General features: G+C 42.4%; 11 protein-coding genes. 6 read left to right on the top strand and 5 right to left on the bottom strand.

Annotated elements, in window-relative coordinates; genetic code table 11:
- Positions 1 to 38 precede the first annotated feature (38 nt).
- The gene (locus QQK00_RS16190; protein ID WP_284218717.1) at positions 39 to 845 is read left to right on the top strand and encodes a DUF1338 domain-containing protein; all 807 of its coding nucleotides are present in this window, start codon (positions 39 to 41) and stop codon (positions 843 to 845) included.
- A gap of 65 nt (positions 846 to 910) precedes the next feature.
- Here the strand turns inward: QQK00_RS16190 and parC are convergent, their stop codons facing one another.
- Positions 911 to 3,268 (bottom strand): DNA topoisomerase IV subunit A, encoded by a 2,358-nt coding sequence (gene parC / locus QQK00_RS16185; protein WP_284218716.1) that lies wholly within the window; start codon positions 3,266 to 3,268, stop codon positions 911 to 913.
- Between the two features lie 164 nt (positions 3,269 to 3,432).
- Here parC and QQK00_RS16180 point away from each other — a divergent pair, with 164 nt between their 5' ends.
- Positions 3,433 to 6,549, top strand: coding sequence for a response regulator (locus QQK00_RS16180; RefSeq protein ID WP_284218715.1), 3,117 nt, complete (start codon positions 3,433 to 3,435; stop codon positions 6,547 to 6,549).
- A gap of 41 nt (positions 6,550 to 6,590) precedes the next feature.
- Here QQK00_RS16180 and QQK00_RS16175 read toward each other — a convergent pair whose 3' ends face one another.
- The 3 genes from QQK00_RS16175 to QQK00_RS16165 form a co-directional block, all read right to left on the bottom strand.
- Positions 6,591 to 7,298, bottom strand: coding sequence for a DUF2982 domain-containing protein (locus QQK00_RS16175; RefSeq protein ID WP_284218714.1), 708 nt, complete (start codon positions 7,296 to 7,298; stop codon positions 6,591 to 6,593).
- Positions 7,299 to 7,431: 133 nt separating this feature from the next.
- Entirely contained in the window at positions 7,432 to 10,599 is a 3,168-nt protein-coding gene (locus QQK00_RS16170) for an efflux RND transporter permease subunit (RefSeq protein ID WP_284218713.1), read from the bottom strand.
- On the bottom strand, positions 10,596 to 11,777 hold the full coding sequence (locus QQK00_RS16165; protein WP_284218712.1) for an efflux RND transporter periplasmic adaptor subunit: 1,182 nt from the start codon (positions 11,775 to 11,777) through the stop codon (positions 10,596 to 10,598). The genes QQK00_RS16170 and QQK00_RS16165 overlap by 4 nt, the downstream gene beginning before the upstream one ends.
- A gap of 140 nt (positions 11,778 to 11,917) precedes the next feature.
- Here QQK00_RS16165 and QQK00_RS16160 point away from each other — a divergent pair, with 140 nt between their 5' ends.
- The 4 genes from QQK00_RS16160 to QQK00_RS16145 all read left to right on the top strand — a co-directional run bounded on the left by QQK00_RS16160 (position 11,918) and on the right by QQK00_RS16145 (position 16,101).
- Positions 11,918 to 12,580, top strand: coding sequence for a TetR/AcrR family transcriptional regulator (locus tag QQK00_RS16160; protein WP_284218711.1), 663 nt, complete (start codon positions 11,918 to 11,920; stop codon positions 12,578 to 12,580).
- Between the two features lie 132 nt (positions 12,581 to 12,712).
- Positions 12,713 to 13,726 carry an aspartate carbamoyltransferase gene (locus QQK00_RS16155; protein WP_284218710.1) on the top strand — a complete coding sequence of 338 codons (1,014 nt, stop codon included), beginning with the start codon at positions 12,713 to 12,715 and terminating at the stop codon, positions 13,724 to 13,726.
- A gap of 5 nt (positions 13,727 to 13,731) precedes the next feature.
- Positions 13,732 to 15,018: a glutamate-1-semialdehyde 2,1-aminomutase gene (hemL, locus tag QQK00_RS16150; protein WP_284218709.1), complete on the top strand. Its 1,287-nt coding sequence runs from the start codon at positions 13,732 to 13,734 to the stop codon at positions 15,016 to 15,018.
- Positions 15,019 to 15,042: 24 nt separating this feature from the next.
- Positions 15,043 to 16,101, top strand: a complete 1,059-nt coding sequence (locus QQK00_RS16145) for an adenylate/guanylate cyclase domain-containing protein (protein WP_284218708.1) — start codon at positions 15,043 to 15,045, stop codon at positions 16,099 to 16,101.
- Positions 16,102 to 16,141: 40 nt separating this feature from the next.
- Here the strand turns inward: QQK00_RS16145 and QQK00_RS16140 are convergent, their stop codons facing one another.
- A complete protein-coding gene (locus tag QQK00_RS16140) occupies positions 16,142 to 17,065 on the bottom strand; it encodes a Dyp-type peroxidase (RefSeq protein ID WP_284218707.1) in 924 nt (307 codons plus the stop codon).
- Positions 17,066 to 17,152: the final 87 nt, after the last annotated feature.

The raw sequence follows: 17,152 nt of genomic DNA, 5'->3' as shown, positions 1-17,152 counted from the left end.
GTCTAATGCACTTATTATAAGGATAGAGGAACCAAAATATGCACGCTACTATTGATGATCTATTTACTGGTTTGTGGCAAGACTATATCCGCATAACTCCCTCAGCGACGGCAATACACCAATTGTTAAAAGAGAAAACAAGCGCAACAACAATCGTCAACGACCACATTGCCTTGCGTACGTTTAATCATGCTAAAGTGAACTTAGCGGTACTCGCCAAACACTTTTTGTCGTTAGGCTATGAAGCCAAGGGGGAATATGACTTCAGCGCAAAGAAACTTAATGCAAAGCATTTTGAACACGCAGACCTTACAAAACCCAAGGTGTTTATCAGTGAGTTAAAAAGCGAAGAAATGTCAGCGGCGACACAAGGCATTATTAGTTCGATGCTTGCACAAATGCCGGATAACATTACCGAAGCAGATGACTTTTTATATTCAGGCACGCATTGGCAAGTGTCTAGCGAAGACTATAAAACACTTCTCGCTGAATCAGAATACGCGGCATGGATGGCTGCTTGGGGGTATCGTGCAAACCACTTTACTGTCAGCATTAATCACTTAGCAAAAAAACATACACTTGAAGAAATAAATGACATATTAAAAAGCGCTGGCTTTACCTTAAACACGTCAGGTGGTGAAGTAAAAGGTGGCAAAGACGTCTGTTTAGCACAATCGTCAACAATGGCCGACAAAGCCACGGTAGAGTTCAGCGATAAAGCACTAGTCATACCCAGCTGCTTTTACGAGTTTGCAGAGCGTTTTATACTACCGACAGGCGAACTCTATCAAGGCTTTGTTGCGGCATCGGCAGATAAAATATTTGAGAGTACAAACGCCTCATAACACATGTAGCAAAAAGGGCGATTATACTCATCGCCCTTTTTGTAAGTAAACAACGATATTAAGCTTTAGACGTCGTCATTCGAATTGCTATTAGGCATATTAACCTGCTGCGGCTCTATCGTCTCCGTAATATCACCTGGTGCACCACTCATTGAAGTATCACTCGCTGAAGCAAGTACTATCTCAATCTCATCAACCCGTTGTAAACCTCTCGGTAATTTATTCCCTCGCCGACCACGCTCGCCTTGATAATGCGCGAGATCAGCAGGCGATAAAGTCATTGCCCGCTTCCCTGCGATAATTTTAAGACTAGCATTCTCTGGTACTACGCCGAGCTGCGTTAAGTACTCTTCCCTACTCTTAGCTTTTGCAGACGGAATATTCATCAGTTTATTCCCTTTACCTTTCCCTAGAGCGGGTAAGTCTCTCAGCGGAAACAATAACATTCTGCCTTGATTTGAAATACTCAAACACCAGTCGGTATCAACATTAACGGCTTCCTGCGGGTTCATCACTTTTGCGCCAACAGGCAAGGAAACAAACGCTTTACCCGCTTTATTTTTAGTGAGCATATCGTTAAATTTGCCAACAAAACCATAACCGGCGTCCGACCCCACCAAATATTGCTGTGCTTCATCCCCCATAATGACGTGTTCTGCATTTTCGCCTGCGACCAGGCTAAACCTACCGGTGATAGGCTCACCTTGGCTGCGCGCAGACGGTAAACTATGCGCATCGCATGAGAATGTGCGACCAGAAGAATCTAAAAAGACTACCGGTTGATTGCTTCGACCTTTAGCACTGTGTAAATAAGTATCACCGGATTTATAACTTAAATTCGGCGCATCTATATCGTGCCCTTTTGCACAGCGCGCCCAGCCTTTTTCTGAAAGCACTACAGTGACTGGCTCAGACGGGACCAGCTCTTTTTCGGTCAAGGCCCTAGCTTCGCCTCTAGCAACTATCGGGCTACGACGCTCATCGCCATATTTTTCGGCATCTGCTAATATTTCTTTTTTGATTAACGTTTTTAAACGTCTGTCAGATCCTAACAACAACTGTAGCGAATCTCGCTCTTTCGCTAGCTCGTCTTGCTCGCCCTTAATTTTCATTTCTTCAAGTTTAGCAAGGTGCCGCAATTTTAATTCTAAGATTGCTTCAGCTTGCTTATCACTCAATCCAAAACGTGCCATTAATTCTTTTTTTGGCTCTTCTTCGTGGCGAATAATGGCAATGACTTCGTCGATATTCAAAAACGCAATGAGTAAGCCATCTAATATGTGAAGACGCGCTAGAACTTTGTCCAGACGATATTGCAGACGTCTGGTGACCGTATCTTTTCGATACACTAACCACTCAGACAAAATATCATGTAGATTTTTGACTCTTGGCCGAGCATCTAAGCCAATCATGTTTAGATTAACACGGTAACTTTTTTCCAAATCAGTCGTTGCAAACAAATGTTGCATGACTTGTTCAACATCCACGCGATTTGAACGTGGCGTCACAATTAAGCGTGTTGGATTTTCATGATCGGATTCATCGCGCAAATCACTCACAAATGGCAATTTCTTCGCCTGCATTTGTCCAGCGATTTGCTCGAGTATTTTTGCGCCGGACGCTTGGTGTGGTAAGGCAGTAATTACCACTTCACCGTTTTCCTCATGGAAGACGGCACGCATTTTTAAGCTCCCTCGACCCGTTTCATAGATCTTTCGAATATCGTCTTTAGGCGTTATTATTTCTGCGTCAGTAGGAAAATCTGGCCCCTGAACAAACGTCAATAAATCAGATAAGTCCGCTTTTGTATTATCAAGCAAGTGTGCACAAGCATTGGCTAACTCTCTGACATTGTGGGGTGGGATATCAGTCGCCATACCAACCGCGATACCTGTAATCCCATTGAGTAAAATATGCGGCAAACGTGCTGGTAAGACTTTAGGCTCGTTTAATGTGCCATCAAAGTTTGGTGCCCAATCGACCGTGCCTTGCCCAACCTCATTTAACAGAACTTCAGAAAATTTCGATAAGCGCGCTTCAGTATAACGCATAGCGGCAAAGGATTTTGGATCATCCGGCGCTCCCCAGTTTCCTTGTCCATCAACCAATGGGTATCGATAAGAAAAAGGTTGCGCCATCAATACCATCGCTTCATAGCAGGCCGAATCCCCATGAGGGTGAAACTTACCTAATACGTCACCCACCGTGCGAGCCGATTTTTTATATTTCGCCGTGGCACTCAGTCCTAAATCGGACATAGCATAGATAATACGCCGTTGAACGGGTTTAAGTCCGTCGCCAATATGAGGGAGTGCCCGGTCCATAATCACATACATTGAATAATTCAAGTAAGCGTCTTCGGTAAAACGCCCTAGTGAGACTTGTTCAACACCATCGCTATTTATTGTTATATCGTTATTCATAAAAGAGGGCTGTCATAATCCAATTTGGCTTGTATACATCCAAGCGTATACGCACTATATTAGACTACATAGTATATTAATTTTAATAAAAGCTTAACGTCCCATTGCGTATTTTAGCCAGTAAATTATTCACGCTGTTTTTTATTTCCATGTTTCTTTCTGGCGTGGACGCTCAAACTGATTTATCTGCAATCATTTTGGACGACAGTATACGCCATCAAGAAATCACCTCGAAATTTAGTGTACATGAACACCGCGCTGACGACGTATCCATATATTATTTTAAGCGATATCAAGAATACCTTCCTGATACCAACACAAACAAAACGAATTTTGGGTTTGTTGACAAAGGTCTCTGGTTTTACGCGCCGATAATAAATAAAAGTAATGATACGCGATGGACATTTTCGCTCCGCTCTTCTCAACTAAACGATGTGCGCATCTATATTTTTGAGAATGACACATTACTCTTCAGCTCGACTGATGGAATATCAAATAAAACAAGCACATATCCATTGCCAACCTTTATAGCCGATTTAAAGGAAAATAAGGAGTACCAACTTTATATTTATACTTCGTCGAACAGTTTAACCACTCGCGTGCCAATTTATGCCACTAACGAGGCCATTAGCAATCAAATTGATCAATTCGACTTTTTGCTATGGGGCGTTTTTTATGGTGCCATTTTACTATTGGCCGGATATGCAATTTTTTATTCTTTTGGTAATGTAAGCATGACTAATGTGCTGTTTTTTTTGCATATAACGTTAGTTCTACTTTGGCAATTTCAATGGAGCGGCCATGCAGTATTAATTAACGAATATTTGTCACGCATTATTTCGGCTATTCATTCAGAAGAATTGTTGCTTCTTGTCTGCATCACTTCGAGCATATTTACCTTAACGCTCATACCCAGTAGTGATTACCCCTTAATTTTGAGAAAAATATTAAAGGTATATTTATTCGTAGTTGCCGTAATGCTAATACTGTTTGTCGGTGGTATTCCTTCCCATCCAGTGAAACTCGCAATATCAAGTGCCATTATTGTCATTTCTATTGGTATAAATTTTTGGATCGGCACAATCGCCTACTTGCGCGGGTACACGCCCGTAAAACCGATATTGCTAGGTTGGATAACCTGCGCTACTGGTTGTCTATTAAGCACTCTGTACATAACAGGCATGATTCCTAGTTTTACGTTTTATGCGCAGGTATTTCAGGCAATCTTGTGCTTTCAGGCTTGTGCTTTTTTGTATGCCATTGTCGACAAAAATCAATACGAACTAAAACTGGAAGTGACTCAAGCAAAAGCAGATGCAGAAAACAATTTTTTTATCATCGAAGAACAAAATGTACACCTGGATATCGCAAGGAAAGATGCCGTTAAAGCGAGTGAAGTAAAATCTCAATTTTTGGCAAATATGTCTCATGAAATTCGCACGCCGCTAAATTCAATTGTTGGTTTTAGCAAGGAATTAGAAGCGGGAAATAACCCTGCAGAACGAGACGAGCATGTAAAAATCATCAATTCTGCTGCAACAGACTTGCTGACTATCGTCAATGACATCCTTGACTTTTCTAAAATGGAGGCTGGCCAACTGACGCTCAATCAACGTCCATTTTCTCCCAAAGAATTGTTTGAAGATATCGCAGCCACAATGTCGAAAACGGCGCATTTAAAACAACTAGAGTTTTTATATGACGTTGGTGATTTACCCAACCTACTATTGGGCGACTCGTTTAAAGTTAAGCAATTACTTACTAACTTAATAAGTAATGCGCTTAAGTTTACCAACTACGGTTTTGTCGGTTTATCGGTGAAAGTACTCGAAACCTCTGATGAGCAAGCGATACTCGAAATGCAGGTTAAGGATTCTGGGATAGGCATAAGTCAAGATGATATCAATAAAATCTTCAAAGCTTTTCATCAATTAGACGATGATTTAAACCGCTCCTACCAAGGGACCGGTTTAGGGCTGGTCATTTGCCAGGAGCTTGCCCACATGATGGACGGTAAAGTGGAAGTAACCAGCACGCCGACCGTGGGCTCAAAATTCACCATTACGATTCCATTTAAGGTCGAAGACGAAGCATATGGTTCAGAACATCTAAGCTCATTTGTTAAGAAAAATGCTGTTGTCATTGATAAATGGGGAGAATCCAGACGGTCTATCGTTAAACAGCTCCTGTTAGCAGGCTTCGACGTTGCATCATTCGAGACACTAAAAATAGCTGTACAGCACGTGCATTCAAACACCTATGTATTTATGACATTACCACAAAAATACATCAACTTTAGAGCAAAGTGGCTAAACGAACTAAGCATGGTGAACCCCGCTGCAATCACACTTTTATATTCAGGCCCAGTGCCAAGTTCGCAATTATTTGGCCATGTAAATACACTGCCTTACATGCTTAGATTGCCCCTAACGGCACGAAAATTAGAATTTTTGGAAGGCCCATCATCGAAGACGCATCAGTCTAACGCTCGTCCAAGCGTCATCAACCTGCCACCTGTGCGTATGTTGGCGGTTGATGATATGGAGCTTAATTTGCGTCTCATCGAGACTTGGCTTAAAAACTCACCGGTAACGCTCGACTTAGCCTATGATGGGCCTTCAGCCATCCAAAAGTGCGAACAAATAGAATACGACATTATTTTAATGGATATTCAAATGCCAAATATGGATGGTATACAAACGAGTAAACATATTCGTAAAACAACGTATAACATCGGCACACCAATAGTTGCTGTCACCGCTCACGCGCTAAGTGAAGAAAAACAAAATTTCCTAAATAACGGCTTAGATGACTTCTTGTCAAAGCCGATTAAGTTGCCAGAATTAGTCAGAATAGTGAATCAGTGGTGCGAAGACACCCATGTGCCAAAACAAACCTTGAACGAAGAGGTGGTTGAAATTTGTGAACTCTCTCAAGACAGCATTGATTGGCGGCTTGCCGTCTCACGCTCAAATAACAGCGAAAACCTTGCGATATCCTTTATGGATGAATTTGTCGAACACCTAAAAATACAGCTCTCCATATTAGAGCCATTAAAGGGACAAGAAAGTAATGAGCAACTGTTGGCTAACATCCATAAATTACATGGCGCGTGCTGCTACACCGGCGTACCAAAGTTACAAACATATTGTCATGACTTAGAAGTATTACTAAAGCAATCCCCTCAGTTAAGTCACGACGACCAAACTTCAGAATTGCTGATGGAAATACAACATATAGTCAATGAATGGCCCAAGCGCAAACTGCGTATTTGCCGGTAGCGTTGGCTAGCGGTTATTGACTGACTGTTATTGACCGATTGTTATTGCCCGTTCGTTCTGGATGTTTGACACTCAGACAATAAATGAATAAATGCTTGTGGACTGCGGTCTAACTCATTGGCTGAAATATATATATCATAACCTAGCCCGGTTTGAAGCCTCCGCATACGATTAGCAAACATTGCAGATATCCCGTTGATAATATTACCGTCTTTTAATTTATATTTAGTGTCTTCAATTAAATCATCGCCGTAACACTTCCCATCTGCACAATTGGCGCTATCTATCTGAGTGACTAACGGACGTTGTTCCATAAGTAAGTGAGTAATTAGCCTTGGGGATATTTCACCAAGCACTTGTTCAGCGTCTTTCAGCCTTATACCCACCATTTCTAGTTCCACTTGAGATAAGCCTTTTTGCACACGAGGAATATCAAAGCGTTGAATATTGTCCCAATTTACCTTCCACTGGCCACGACGATGGAAGTAAGTCAACGATTCTCGCGAAATCGACAAACTATATTTAGGTTCTTTGAGTTTGAAAAACCCCATCACTACGGCAACGATACCTGCTGCCATGATCAAAATAGCAGCAAGAAAAAACACCTCAGGAAGCAATACCGATCCAGTCGTGCCAAACAATAACAAGGCAATGCCAATCAAACTGGTAGTAAAACCATTATTGGCGGAGGATGCGCGAATCAAAATTTCGTCGCTCTTATCGTCGTTGAACGTTTTATTGCCAGACATAAAAATACAATAACACCATTAACAAACCCCAGACAATGATATACCGAGAACGGCGGCAAAAAGCACATTCAGTATTCCACCATTTTTTAACGTGCTGAAACGGTTTATTCAATGTTCACTCAAAAGTTAACGCTTAACGATGTTTAAAATTATGCACTAGCTGTCGACGTTTTTCACGTAAATGGCATAGTAGCGTGATTAAGGTGGGTGTAAACACTAAGGAAAGGATAATAGAAAACCCAACACCACCCGCTAGCACTACCGCTAAGGGCGGCCAGAATGAGCCTTCACTAAATAGTAGTAGCGGAATCAATCCACCCACGGTCGTAAATGTCGTAGATAATATATGTCGACTACAACTCATGGTTTCTTCTACCACCGCGTTTATCTCTCCTTTCATTGCCTCAGGATTACTTGCGATTGCAGCAATAATGACAATCGACCCATTAATGGCTACACCTATTAAACCAGCGCTTCCTAATAAAGGATTGAAGCCAACAGGTAAACCGGACAACCATAAACTAAAAAAGCCCAATCCGACTGATAATATCGCAACCAAACCAATGACACCGGCAAAACGTACGCTAGAAAAACTCAAAATCAATGCCGTCAGCATTAGTACTAACAAGACAGGCGCATAAGTGGAGAGTTTGCCTAATGCCTGTGCTTGCTCATCTGCATCGCCCGCCATTTTTATTCGGTACCCTAAAGGAAGTTCTAATCCACCGTTATCTAGTATTTCTCGTAACTGCTGACTCGCAGTAACGGCAGGAACATTTGGAAGTAGATAAGCGGTAACTTTGTTTACTCGCTCCCCATTTAAACGCGTAATTGCACTGACGCTAGGCACCATATGTATTGCACCTAGTGCATCGACACTAGTGATACCATTTGCCAGCAGCGGTAAACTCTCAATTGCGCGCAAATCTTGCCGAGAGTCCTTAGAAAGCCTCACAGAAACAGGTAGTTCTTCTGTACCTTCTAATATTGAACCACCCTTTGCGCCAGAGATAGCCTGTTGCAGTTGCAAAGCCACTTGATTCGAGGCCAACTGCATAAGATACGAATCGTTCTCGCTAACGTCATAGGCCAGTTCAACTTCGTTATTTGAAACTGATGGAATGGTCTGCGTAATCCCAGGTACTTTGGTCATGGCTAGCCTAACCTTCTCACCTAACTGAATAAGCACTTCCAGGTCTGGGCCAAAAATATCCACCTCAATTGGCGCAGCAATCGGCGGCCCTTGGCCAAATTTTCTGACGACAACTTTCATATCAGGATACGTATTTTGCAGCTCAAACTGTAGCTCCGCAATAAGCTCGGTAGCGCGCTCAACCGTTTCAGTGGTAACCACAGCATTTGAAAAATTAGGGCTGTTGTCACGATTCATCACTTGGTTGTAGTAAACCGATGGTGTTGACCCTCCAATGAGCCATGTCACTTGAGATACTTGACCTTTAGCACGGATATATTTGTCGATTTCTAAGGTGCTATTGAGCGTATTTTCAATGCTCCCGCCATTTGGAGAAAACACATAAATTTCAAATTGATCTCTGTCTGCACTAGGAAAAAAGACATTGTCTAAGCGCGAAGACAATGCAAAACCACTGACACAGAAAATCACGATCAACGGCAATACAACAATAGGTTTGCCAAGCATCCATGCCAACCAAAGGCGAAATGTAGCAGACACCTCAGGCCACTGAAAACCGCGACGATACCACTGATGTTCAGTACTTGCGTCTCGAGGTAAATATCTGGCTGCCAATGCCGCAATCACCGTCAGCGAGATAGCAAGAGAACCAACAAGCGCCATAACAACACTAATAGCGATTGGGCCAATAAAATCGCCGATATTACCGTTCAATAGAAATATCGGCATAAACCCAAGAATTGTCGTCAGCGTTGATGCAAACAAGGGAGAGAATAAATGCTTAACACTCTTTTCGAGCACCGCTAAGCGAGACAAGCTTTGATCAAGCAAATTAAGCCGGATTTCGTCGGTAATAACAATCGCATTGTCAATCAACAAACCTATCGCAATGATTATTCCAAAAATGGACATCTGATGAATTTGTTGATTGAGAAAGCTTAAAGAGAAAATAGTGAATGCAGCGCACAAGGGCAGAGCTAAGCCGACAATCCACGCTGCTTTTGCTCCCATAAAAAACAGCACAACAAACATCACAACAGCAGAACCTAACAACAAATTATTGCTTAACTCATTTAAGCGGTCCTCAGTATATCTATTTTGTTCAAATACAACTTCGGCGGCAATACTGCCTGTAAACATCTGATTAAATACCTCAACTTTGTCCTTAATCGCGTTTGTCCAACGGTCCACTCGCGTTGAGGGTTGCATTCTGGCAGCAACAAAGATCGTCCGCACACCATCCATCAGCGCCACTTCTTTTTCTGGCGTTATTACACTGCGCTGAATGTCTGCAATATCACCTACCCGCAAATAACTGTTGTCATGCGTCAAAACCGGAATATTTGCCACGACATCGACAGAAGAAAGGGGTTCTGATACTTGTATGCGCATGTTTCTAGCATCATTTTGTAGCACGCCCGCCGGCAACTTTGCATCTGCTGACGCAATTCTTTGGCTCACTTGTGCCAAACTGATACCGGACAATGCTAATTGTTGAATATCTAGGTTGACGGTAATTTCTTCATCGGGCGCGCCATACACTCTAACTAATTCAGTCCCATTTACGTTTCGTAATCTGTCTGCTAATTCATCCGCCATTCTACCCATGTAGGCAATGTCACTCAACGTATCCGCGGATGGCGTAATTGCATACATAATCGTGAACGCCGTTGCACCGCGTTTGTCTTCGAGTATAGGTTGACCTGCACCTTGTGGGAACGATTTAGCGGCGTCGTCGATAGCATCCCTTATTTTCGAAAAAATCTGTTGATTGTTCGAATCATCCGTCCAATCCTGTAGCTCAATCGCTAAGGCAGAAAAGCCGGCTTTAGATGTAGAATTTATCTTTTTTATTTCATATAACTGACGTAATTCATCTTCTAAGACATCTGAAATTAGCGCCTCGACACGCTCTGCAGAAGCCCCAGGAAAACTTGTGAACACCGACACATTGCGCAAATCAATTCTTGGATCTTCTAAGCGAGGCAGACTCTGCAATGCCGATACACCCGCTACCAAAATAATGATGATACTTAATATAAGCAAATGCCCACGTCGGAAAAATGCCGTGTACCAATAATGTTTTTGGGATCGTTTAGTGCCCGAAGATCTACTTTCTCCCTTGCTCGGCGGTAATGAAGTACTCACTTGTCTACCCTAGCTAGCTCAATGTTTACAATATTTACGTTAGACACCGTTTGTTCTGGTGTTAAGCGATGAGTACCATCAATAACAACCAAGTCGTTCTCTTTAAGTGCGCCTTTCACATAGACATGAGTACCGTCTGAATACTCAATAGAGACCAAGCGTGACGTCAATATGCCGTCATTTTCATCAACGACAAACACTGTCCATAAGCCTCGAATTCCATTGGCTAAGCTAGAAATGGGTAACCATATTCCAGTTTCGTCGATTGAACGCATTAAACTAAATGATGCCAAATCCCCCGGCACAATCTCCTGTGATGCAATATTTTGAGATTCCCCCTCCTGAGAAACAAGGTCTGGCAAATCTAAGGTAATAACACTCTCAATAGTTCTGGTACGTAGCGTTCTATTGCTCGAGATAGATTTAACTGTACCAGATACCTTCTCCCCCCTTATATCTAGCACAATGTTTTGCTGTGGCTCGAGCGTAAACGCAGTAGATTTTGGTAATCCAAGATGAACCTCTAAAGGACCATTATCTATAATTTCGAACACCCCTTGCCCAGTACTTACTGGCGTGCCGACATCAATAAACTGAGATATGATTTGCCCAGAGTACGGGGCGAAGAGCATGGACTTGTCAAACGCTACTTGCAAGGTAAGTAGCTTCGCTTGAACCGCAGCCACTTGCGCTTTTGCGGCATCGACTCTGGCACTTTCTTCATCCAGTCGCTGCTCAGATTCAAGTTTATTTTGTACTAAATTACGAACTCTCTGTTGGCTTAACTCAGCTAACTTTGCTTCTGCATTTGCTTTATTTAGCTCAGCTTCAAGTTCTTGTTTTTGTGATCGAATTCTTGCAGTATCGAGTAAAGCGAGCAGCTCCCCTTTTTCGACTTTACTACCGTTTTCCACGTTCAATTTTGCGACAATACCGTTGCGTTCAAAGCCTATGAGTGTTTGCTGTGCAGCCTGCACTTGCCCATAAACAAGTTGCTGCTTTGTATAATCTGACTGCACTATGGTGCGCACCACATTGACTTTTGCGTTGTTCAATACTTTTAATTCATTTTCAGTAAATGCAACGGCCTTGTGATCACCGGAAGAAAGCATTAGTAATGTGAGCAAAGCAAAACTGATCATCGTAATTGCGATTATTTTACTAACGTTTTGTGCCATAAATGATACCTATATGAAACCTGAAACAAACTTATGCGCCATTGGACTAACATCCTAGAATATAAATACTAGACTGTCTAGTTTGATAATGTTAAATTTTGATCATGTTCCAAGATGGAAAGCAGTAGAGAAGCAAAAAGATGTCGAAAAAGTCGCAAAACACCGTCGAAACATTTGATGAAGAACGAACGGTTGGCAGACCTAAAAGTTCTGAAAAACGCCTACAAATACTCAAAAGTGCAAGTGACTTATTTTTGTCTCACGGCTATAAACTGACTTCGATGGATGCAGTGGCAAAGTCAAGTGGTGTAAGCAAACAAACCGTTTACTCTCATTTCGCAAATAAAGATTCGTTGTTTAACGCAGTCATTGAGCTCAAATGCATAACTTATCAAATTGATTCGAGCAACCTTAATCTAAGTGCCGCGCCATTACCTGACATTCTAGAAGAAATTGGCATCCGTTTCTTACACCTTTTTACGGACCCAGATATCATCGATATGTACACCTTAATTATTGGAGAGTCCCGAAGTAACGCACATGTCTCAAAACTGTTTTATGAAGCGGGGCCGGAAAGAAGCCTGCAGCTTGTTACAGACATTATTTATACACACCCCGATGTAGCACTCGCGCAGATGTCGGCCAAAGAAGCAGCCGCTGATTTTTTTAACCTCCTCGAATTCGATTTTCATATGAAAAGTATCTTACACTTACCTTACAACATGCCACCGTCTAAGTTTAAAGCGCATGCAAGGAAAACGGCACATAAGCTGATGTCTATAATTCAACATGCCTCACACTAGGGTGTGTTTAATTGACAAACCTCATATAAGAACGCTTACGACACCTTTAATTTAAGAATAGGCTTGTGAATATTGGCATGACAATGGAAAAATTTGTTACACTTCGGCCACTCAAGATTAATCGATAAATGTATGCAGAGCTTTATTGGACAGCACATTTTAAGTGTAAATCAGTTTGACCGTGAAGCGGTTGAACGTGTGTTCGCAGTAGCCGATACCATGGCACCTTATGCAAACCGAGAAAAACGCACGACTGTGCTTCAAGGTGCAATACTTGGGAATTTGTTTTTTGAAGCAAGTACGCGCACACGCGTGAGCTTTGGCACCGCATTTAACCTGTTAGGCGGTGAAGTACGAGAAACAACCGGCATGAGTACATCAGCGTTGGCAAAAGGCGAATCTTTGTACGACACGGCAAGAGTCTTAAGTGGATACAGTGATATCATCGCCATGCGCCACCCGCATGCAGGCTCGGTGAGTGAATTTTCTGAAGGTAGTCGTGTACCGGTGATTAATGGAGGTGACGGCGCCAACGAACACCCGACTCAAGCCTTACTTGACCTATATACTATCGCTAAAGAAAGAGCGTCTTATGGTCAATCCATAGATAAGCTGCATATCGCAATGATTGGCGACTTAAAATTTGGGCGCACAGTGCACAGCCTTGCAAAAATGCTAACCCATTTCGACAATGTCAAATTTACCTTAATTTCGCCGACAGAACTCTCTATGCCGCAAAGCATTTGCGATATCATTGAAAATAAAGGCCATCAATTGGTCATAAGCGATCAGCTAGAAGGCATAGTTGAAGCAGATATATGCTACCAAACCCGTATTCAAGAAGAGCGCTTCCCTTCACAAGAAGAAGCTAACAAATACCGTGGTAAATTTAGGCTGAATCAACAAATCTACACTCAACATTTTAAATCTCAGACGGTTATCATGCATCCACTGCCACGAGATTCGCGGGCAGAAGCCAATGAGTTAGATAACGATTTGAATAAAAACCCAAACCTCGCGATTTTTAGACAAACCGATAATGGTGTACTCGTGCGTATGGCATTATTTGCATTAACACTGGGGGTCGCTGACAAAATCAGTGACTTTGACCGCCCAGTGCATTGGTATTCAAACAAGAGCAATTAAATTATATGAATAAATCAGAAATACTTTTTTCCCGCGCGCAGAAAACAATTCCAGGCGGTGTTAACTCACCAGTACGTGCGTTTAAGGCCGTTGGCGGTACACCGCGGTTTATTCAAAAAGCTGACGGCCCATATATGTGGGATGTAGATGGCAACCAATACATTGATTACATTCAATCGTGGGGGCCAATGATACTTGGCCATAACAATACGGCGGTGCGGGAGGCTGTTGTTGCGGCCGCAGAAAATGGCTTAAGTTATGGTGCGCCCACTGAAGCTGAAATTATCATGGCAGAATTAGTAAGTGATGCGGTTCCATCAATGGAAATGGTCAGGATGGTAAATTCAGGGACTGAAGCCACCATGAGTGCCATTCGATTGGCTAGAGGGTTTACGAGCAAGAATAAGATACTTAAATTCGAAGGTTGTTACCACGGTCATGCAGACTCTTTGCTAGTAAAAGCCGGTTCAGGCGCGTTAACGCTGGGTGTTCCGTCGTCTCCTGGCGTGCCGGAAGATTTCGCAAAACACACATTAACCGTCGAGTTTAACAATCTTGATTCCGTACAACAGGCCTTCGAAGAATACCCTGATGATATTGCTTGTATTATTGTAGAGCCTGTCGCAGGCAATATGAACTGCATACCGCCAGTACCCGGATTTTTAGAGGGCCTGCGTGATATATGTGACAAATACAATAGTGTGTTGATATTCGACGAAGTTATGACAGGCTTTCGCGTGTCAAGAGGCGGTGCACAAGCGCGCTACAATGTAGTCCCAGATTTAACGTGTTTAGGAAAAGTCATTGGTGGCGGCATGCCTGTTGGCGCGTTTGGTGGCAAGCGTGAAATCATTACACATATCGCACCTACGGGCCCTGTATACCAGGCGGGTACATTGTCTGGAAACCCCATAGCAATGGCAGCCGGTCTTGCCGCACTGACTCAAATAACAGCTGACGGTTTTTTTGATTCAATATTCGAAAATACGAAAACCTTAGCTGAAGGAATACGCAGTATTGCACACAAACACGGCATAGATATGACAATCAACTATGCTGGCAGCATGTTTGGTTTCTTTTTTACCGACGTAGAAAAAGTCACTAATTATCAGCAAGCGATCAATTGCAACACTAAGCAATTTAATCAGTTTTATCACGGCATGCTTGAACAGGGTGTTTACCTTGCGCCAGCGTCTTTCGAAGCTGGTTTTGTATCCAAAGTACATACACCTGATGTGATTGACGCAACTTTACAAGCAGCAGATACCGTATTTGCGCGGATCGAGAAATAGTCAATGGAGGGCACACTTGCATCTATGCTAATACCTGTATTTGTAGGTGTAGTCCTGCTGGTATTGTTTGCAGTGTACTCGGTTGTAATGACCATCATGTGGTTGCGCGTAAAGCAAAAACACGAATTTGAATCCAACACAATTGAAGATGCCCTCAAGCAAATCGATAAAACCGCGCTCATACAAAGAAAGGCTGATGAAGCTATGCAACTTCATCAGAATTTTCAAAAATTTGTGCCACGCCAGTTTGTCGCACATTTTGCAAAAGCAGGGGTTAATACACTAGAGTTAGGCAGAGCAGACGAGGACAACGTTGCCATCATGTTTTGTGATATTCGCGGATTTACATCGCTATCTGAAAAACTTACGCCTCAGCAACTCATGAACTTCCTCAATTCTTATTTTCTGCGAATGAATGCACCAATTCACGAAAACAATGGCTTTATCGACAAGTTCATTGGCGACGCGATTATGGCACTGTTTGACAATCCAAAAGGAACTGACAGCGACAAAGCTAGAGATGCGATAAGTTCTGCCATCGGCATTCAAAAAGCACTCAAACTGTATAACATGCACAGAGACAATGTAGGTTATCCCCCTATTCGCAATGGGGTTGGTATTCACTTTGGTCCTGTAGTTATTGGTACCGTTGGATCTGATGACAGAATGGATACTACTGTGATTGGCGACGCTGTAAACGTTGCACAGCGCATCGAAACATTAAACGACTACTTTGGTTCAGACATATTAGTAAGTCGAGAGTGCCTAGAGTTAGCGCTTAAATCGAGCCATTTAGACTATCGCACCGTCGAAAACATCCGCTTAAAAGGCAAATCAGTGAATGTTTGCGTATTAGAAATACTGTCTCATCTTGATGAAAACGAAAGAAAAGCTAAATTAGCTTGCCATACTGCCATCGAAGAAGGCATTTCGCTCAGAAATAATGAAAAAATGGCGGATGCAGCAAAGTTGTTTTCTGACCTGTTTGCAAAATACCCTGATGATAAAGTGATTGCACATCACTACAGTATGAGCCAAAAGGCCTTGCATTCCGAAGGCTGGGACGGCGTTGTATCCTTATAACATAGCTGACTCCAAGTAAATAGGCAGGCATCTTTTTTTATCAATCAACGAACTCAGATTGCTTGCGAATGAAGTTGATCGATGGCGCAAAAAAAGCGGCGCCGGTTTCGGCATTTGTATAGTCTAACAAACGATCGTAATGTCCATGCTGATCGCCATAAATTCTGCTGTGTAGATAATTTTTGAAAGACATCGGCTCTCTGGCACAGCTAACAAAATACAAACCTTGAACGCTCATGTTACCATAAGGCATACTTTGGTTGAGCAATACAGGGTATTCTCCCTCAGGGCCTGTGACTTTTGTTCTAAAGGCGTGCGAGGATAGCCCCGAATCGACAACAGGTAAATTGTGTTCGCGTGTGCGCCCCATGACTTTTTCTTGGCGCGATTCGGACAAAGCATTCCAACGGTTCATATCATGACGATAACGCTGGATATGCAGATAACTTCCGCCTACAAATTCTTTGTCCTCATTATCAAGAACCGCAATATCAAATTTTTTCATACCTCTCGGGTTATCGTCTGTAATAACGTAGCCAGTTAAGTCTCTACCATCCAGATATCTAAACGCTCTAACCTGCTCTACCATTTCCGTATGAATTTTAAGCATATCGACGATTTTAATGCCCATTTCATGGCAGATATCTAAGCGATCCGCTCTTATTTGAATAAATATATCTGCTAACATCACTGGTGCGCACCTGTCTTCACATTGCATATCAGGAAACGGGCTTAGCCCTGCGGGCCGAGAGGACGGATAAATTTCTGACCAAAAATTACTGCCGATACCAATGACACCAGAAACCATCGCTTCGTAGTGTTCATCTTCGTAGTAGTCAAAAATATCTAAACATGCAGCGAGTTTGGTTCTAATAGCCGCTAAATCATCATCAACGACATTAAACAATAGATACTGGGCATGTAAATTAGGTTCTGCACAAACGCCTTTCTGCGGTTGACTCATTTATTATTCTCAGTGATTACGCGTAATTAAAAGTAAACGCAATTAAAAGCCGTAAACTAAAGTAAGTTTTTCTTAGCATTAATTTAT

Source organism: Agaribacter marinus, from assembly GCF_030160655.1.
In the GTDB taxonomy this organism is placed as follows: Bacteria; Pseudomonadota; Gammaproteobacteria; order Enterobacterales; family Alteromonadaceae; genus Glaciecola; species Glaciecola marina.
The sequence above is the reverse complement of the archived record's forward strand: the minus strand, read 5'-3'. Positions and strand labels throughout refer to the sequence as shown.

Coding starts and splice junctions, on each gene's coding strand:
- QQK00_RS16140 (WP_284218707.1), bottom strand. CDS start 17,065: ATGAGTCAACCGCAGAAAGGCGTTTGTGCAGAACCTAATTTACATGCC.
- hemL (WP_284218709.1), top strand. CDS start 13,732: ATGAATAAATCAGAAATACTTTTTTCCCGCGCGCAGAAAACAATTCCA.
- QQK00_RS16190 (WP_284218717.1), top strand. CDS start 39: ATGCACGCTACTATTGATGATCTATTTACTGGTTTGTGGCAAGACTAT.
- QQK00_RS16160 (WP_284218711.1), top strand. CDS start 11,918: ATGTCGAAAAAGTCGCAAAACACCGTCGAAACATTTGATGAAGAACGA.
- QQK00_RS16145 (WP_284218708.1), top strand. CDS start 15,043: ATGCTAATACCTGTATTTGTAGGTGTAGTCCTGCTGGTATTGTTTGCA.
- parC (WP_284218716.1), bottom strand. CDS start 3,268: ATGAATAACGATATAACAATAAATAGCGATGGTGTTGAACAAGTCTCA.
- QQK00_RS16165 (WP_284218712.1), bottom strand. CDS start 11,777: ATGGCACAAAACGTTAGTAAAATAATCGCAATTACGATGATCAGTTTT.
- QQK00_RS16155 (WP_284218710.1), top strand. CDS start 12,713: ATGCAGAGCTTTATTGGACAGCACATTTTAAGTGTAAATCAGTTTGAC.
- QQK00_RS16175 (WP_284218714.1), bottom strand. CDS start 7,298: ATGTCTGGCAATAAAACGTTCAACGACGATAAGAGCGACGAAATTTTG.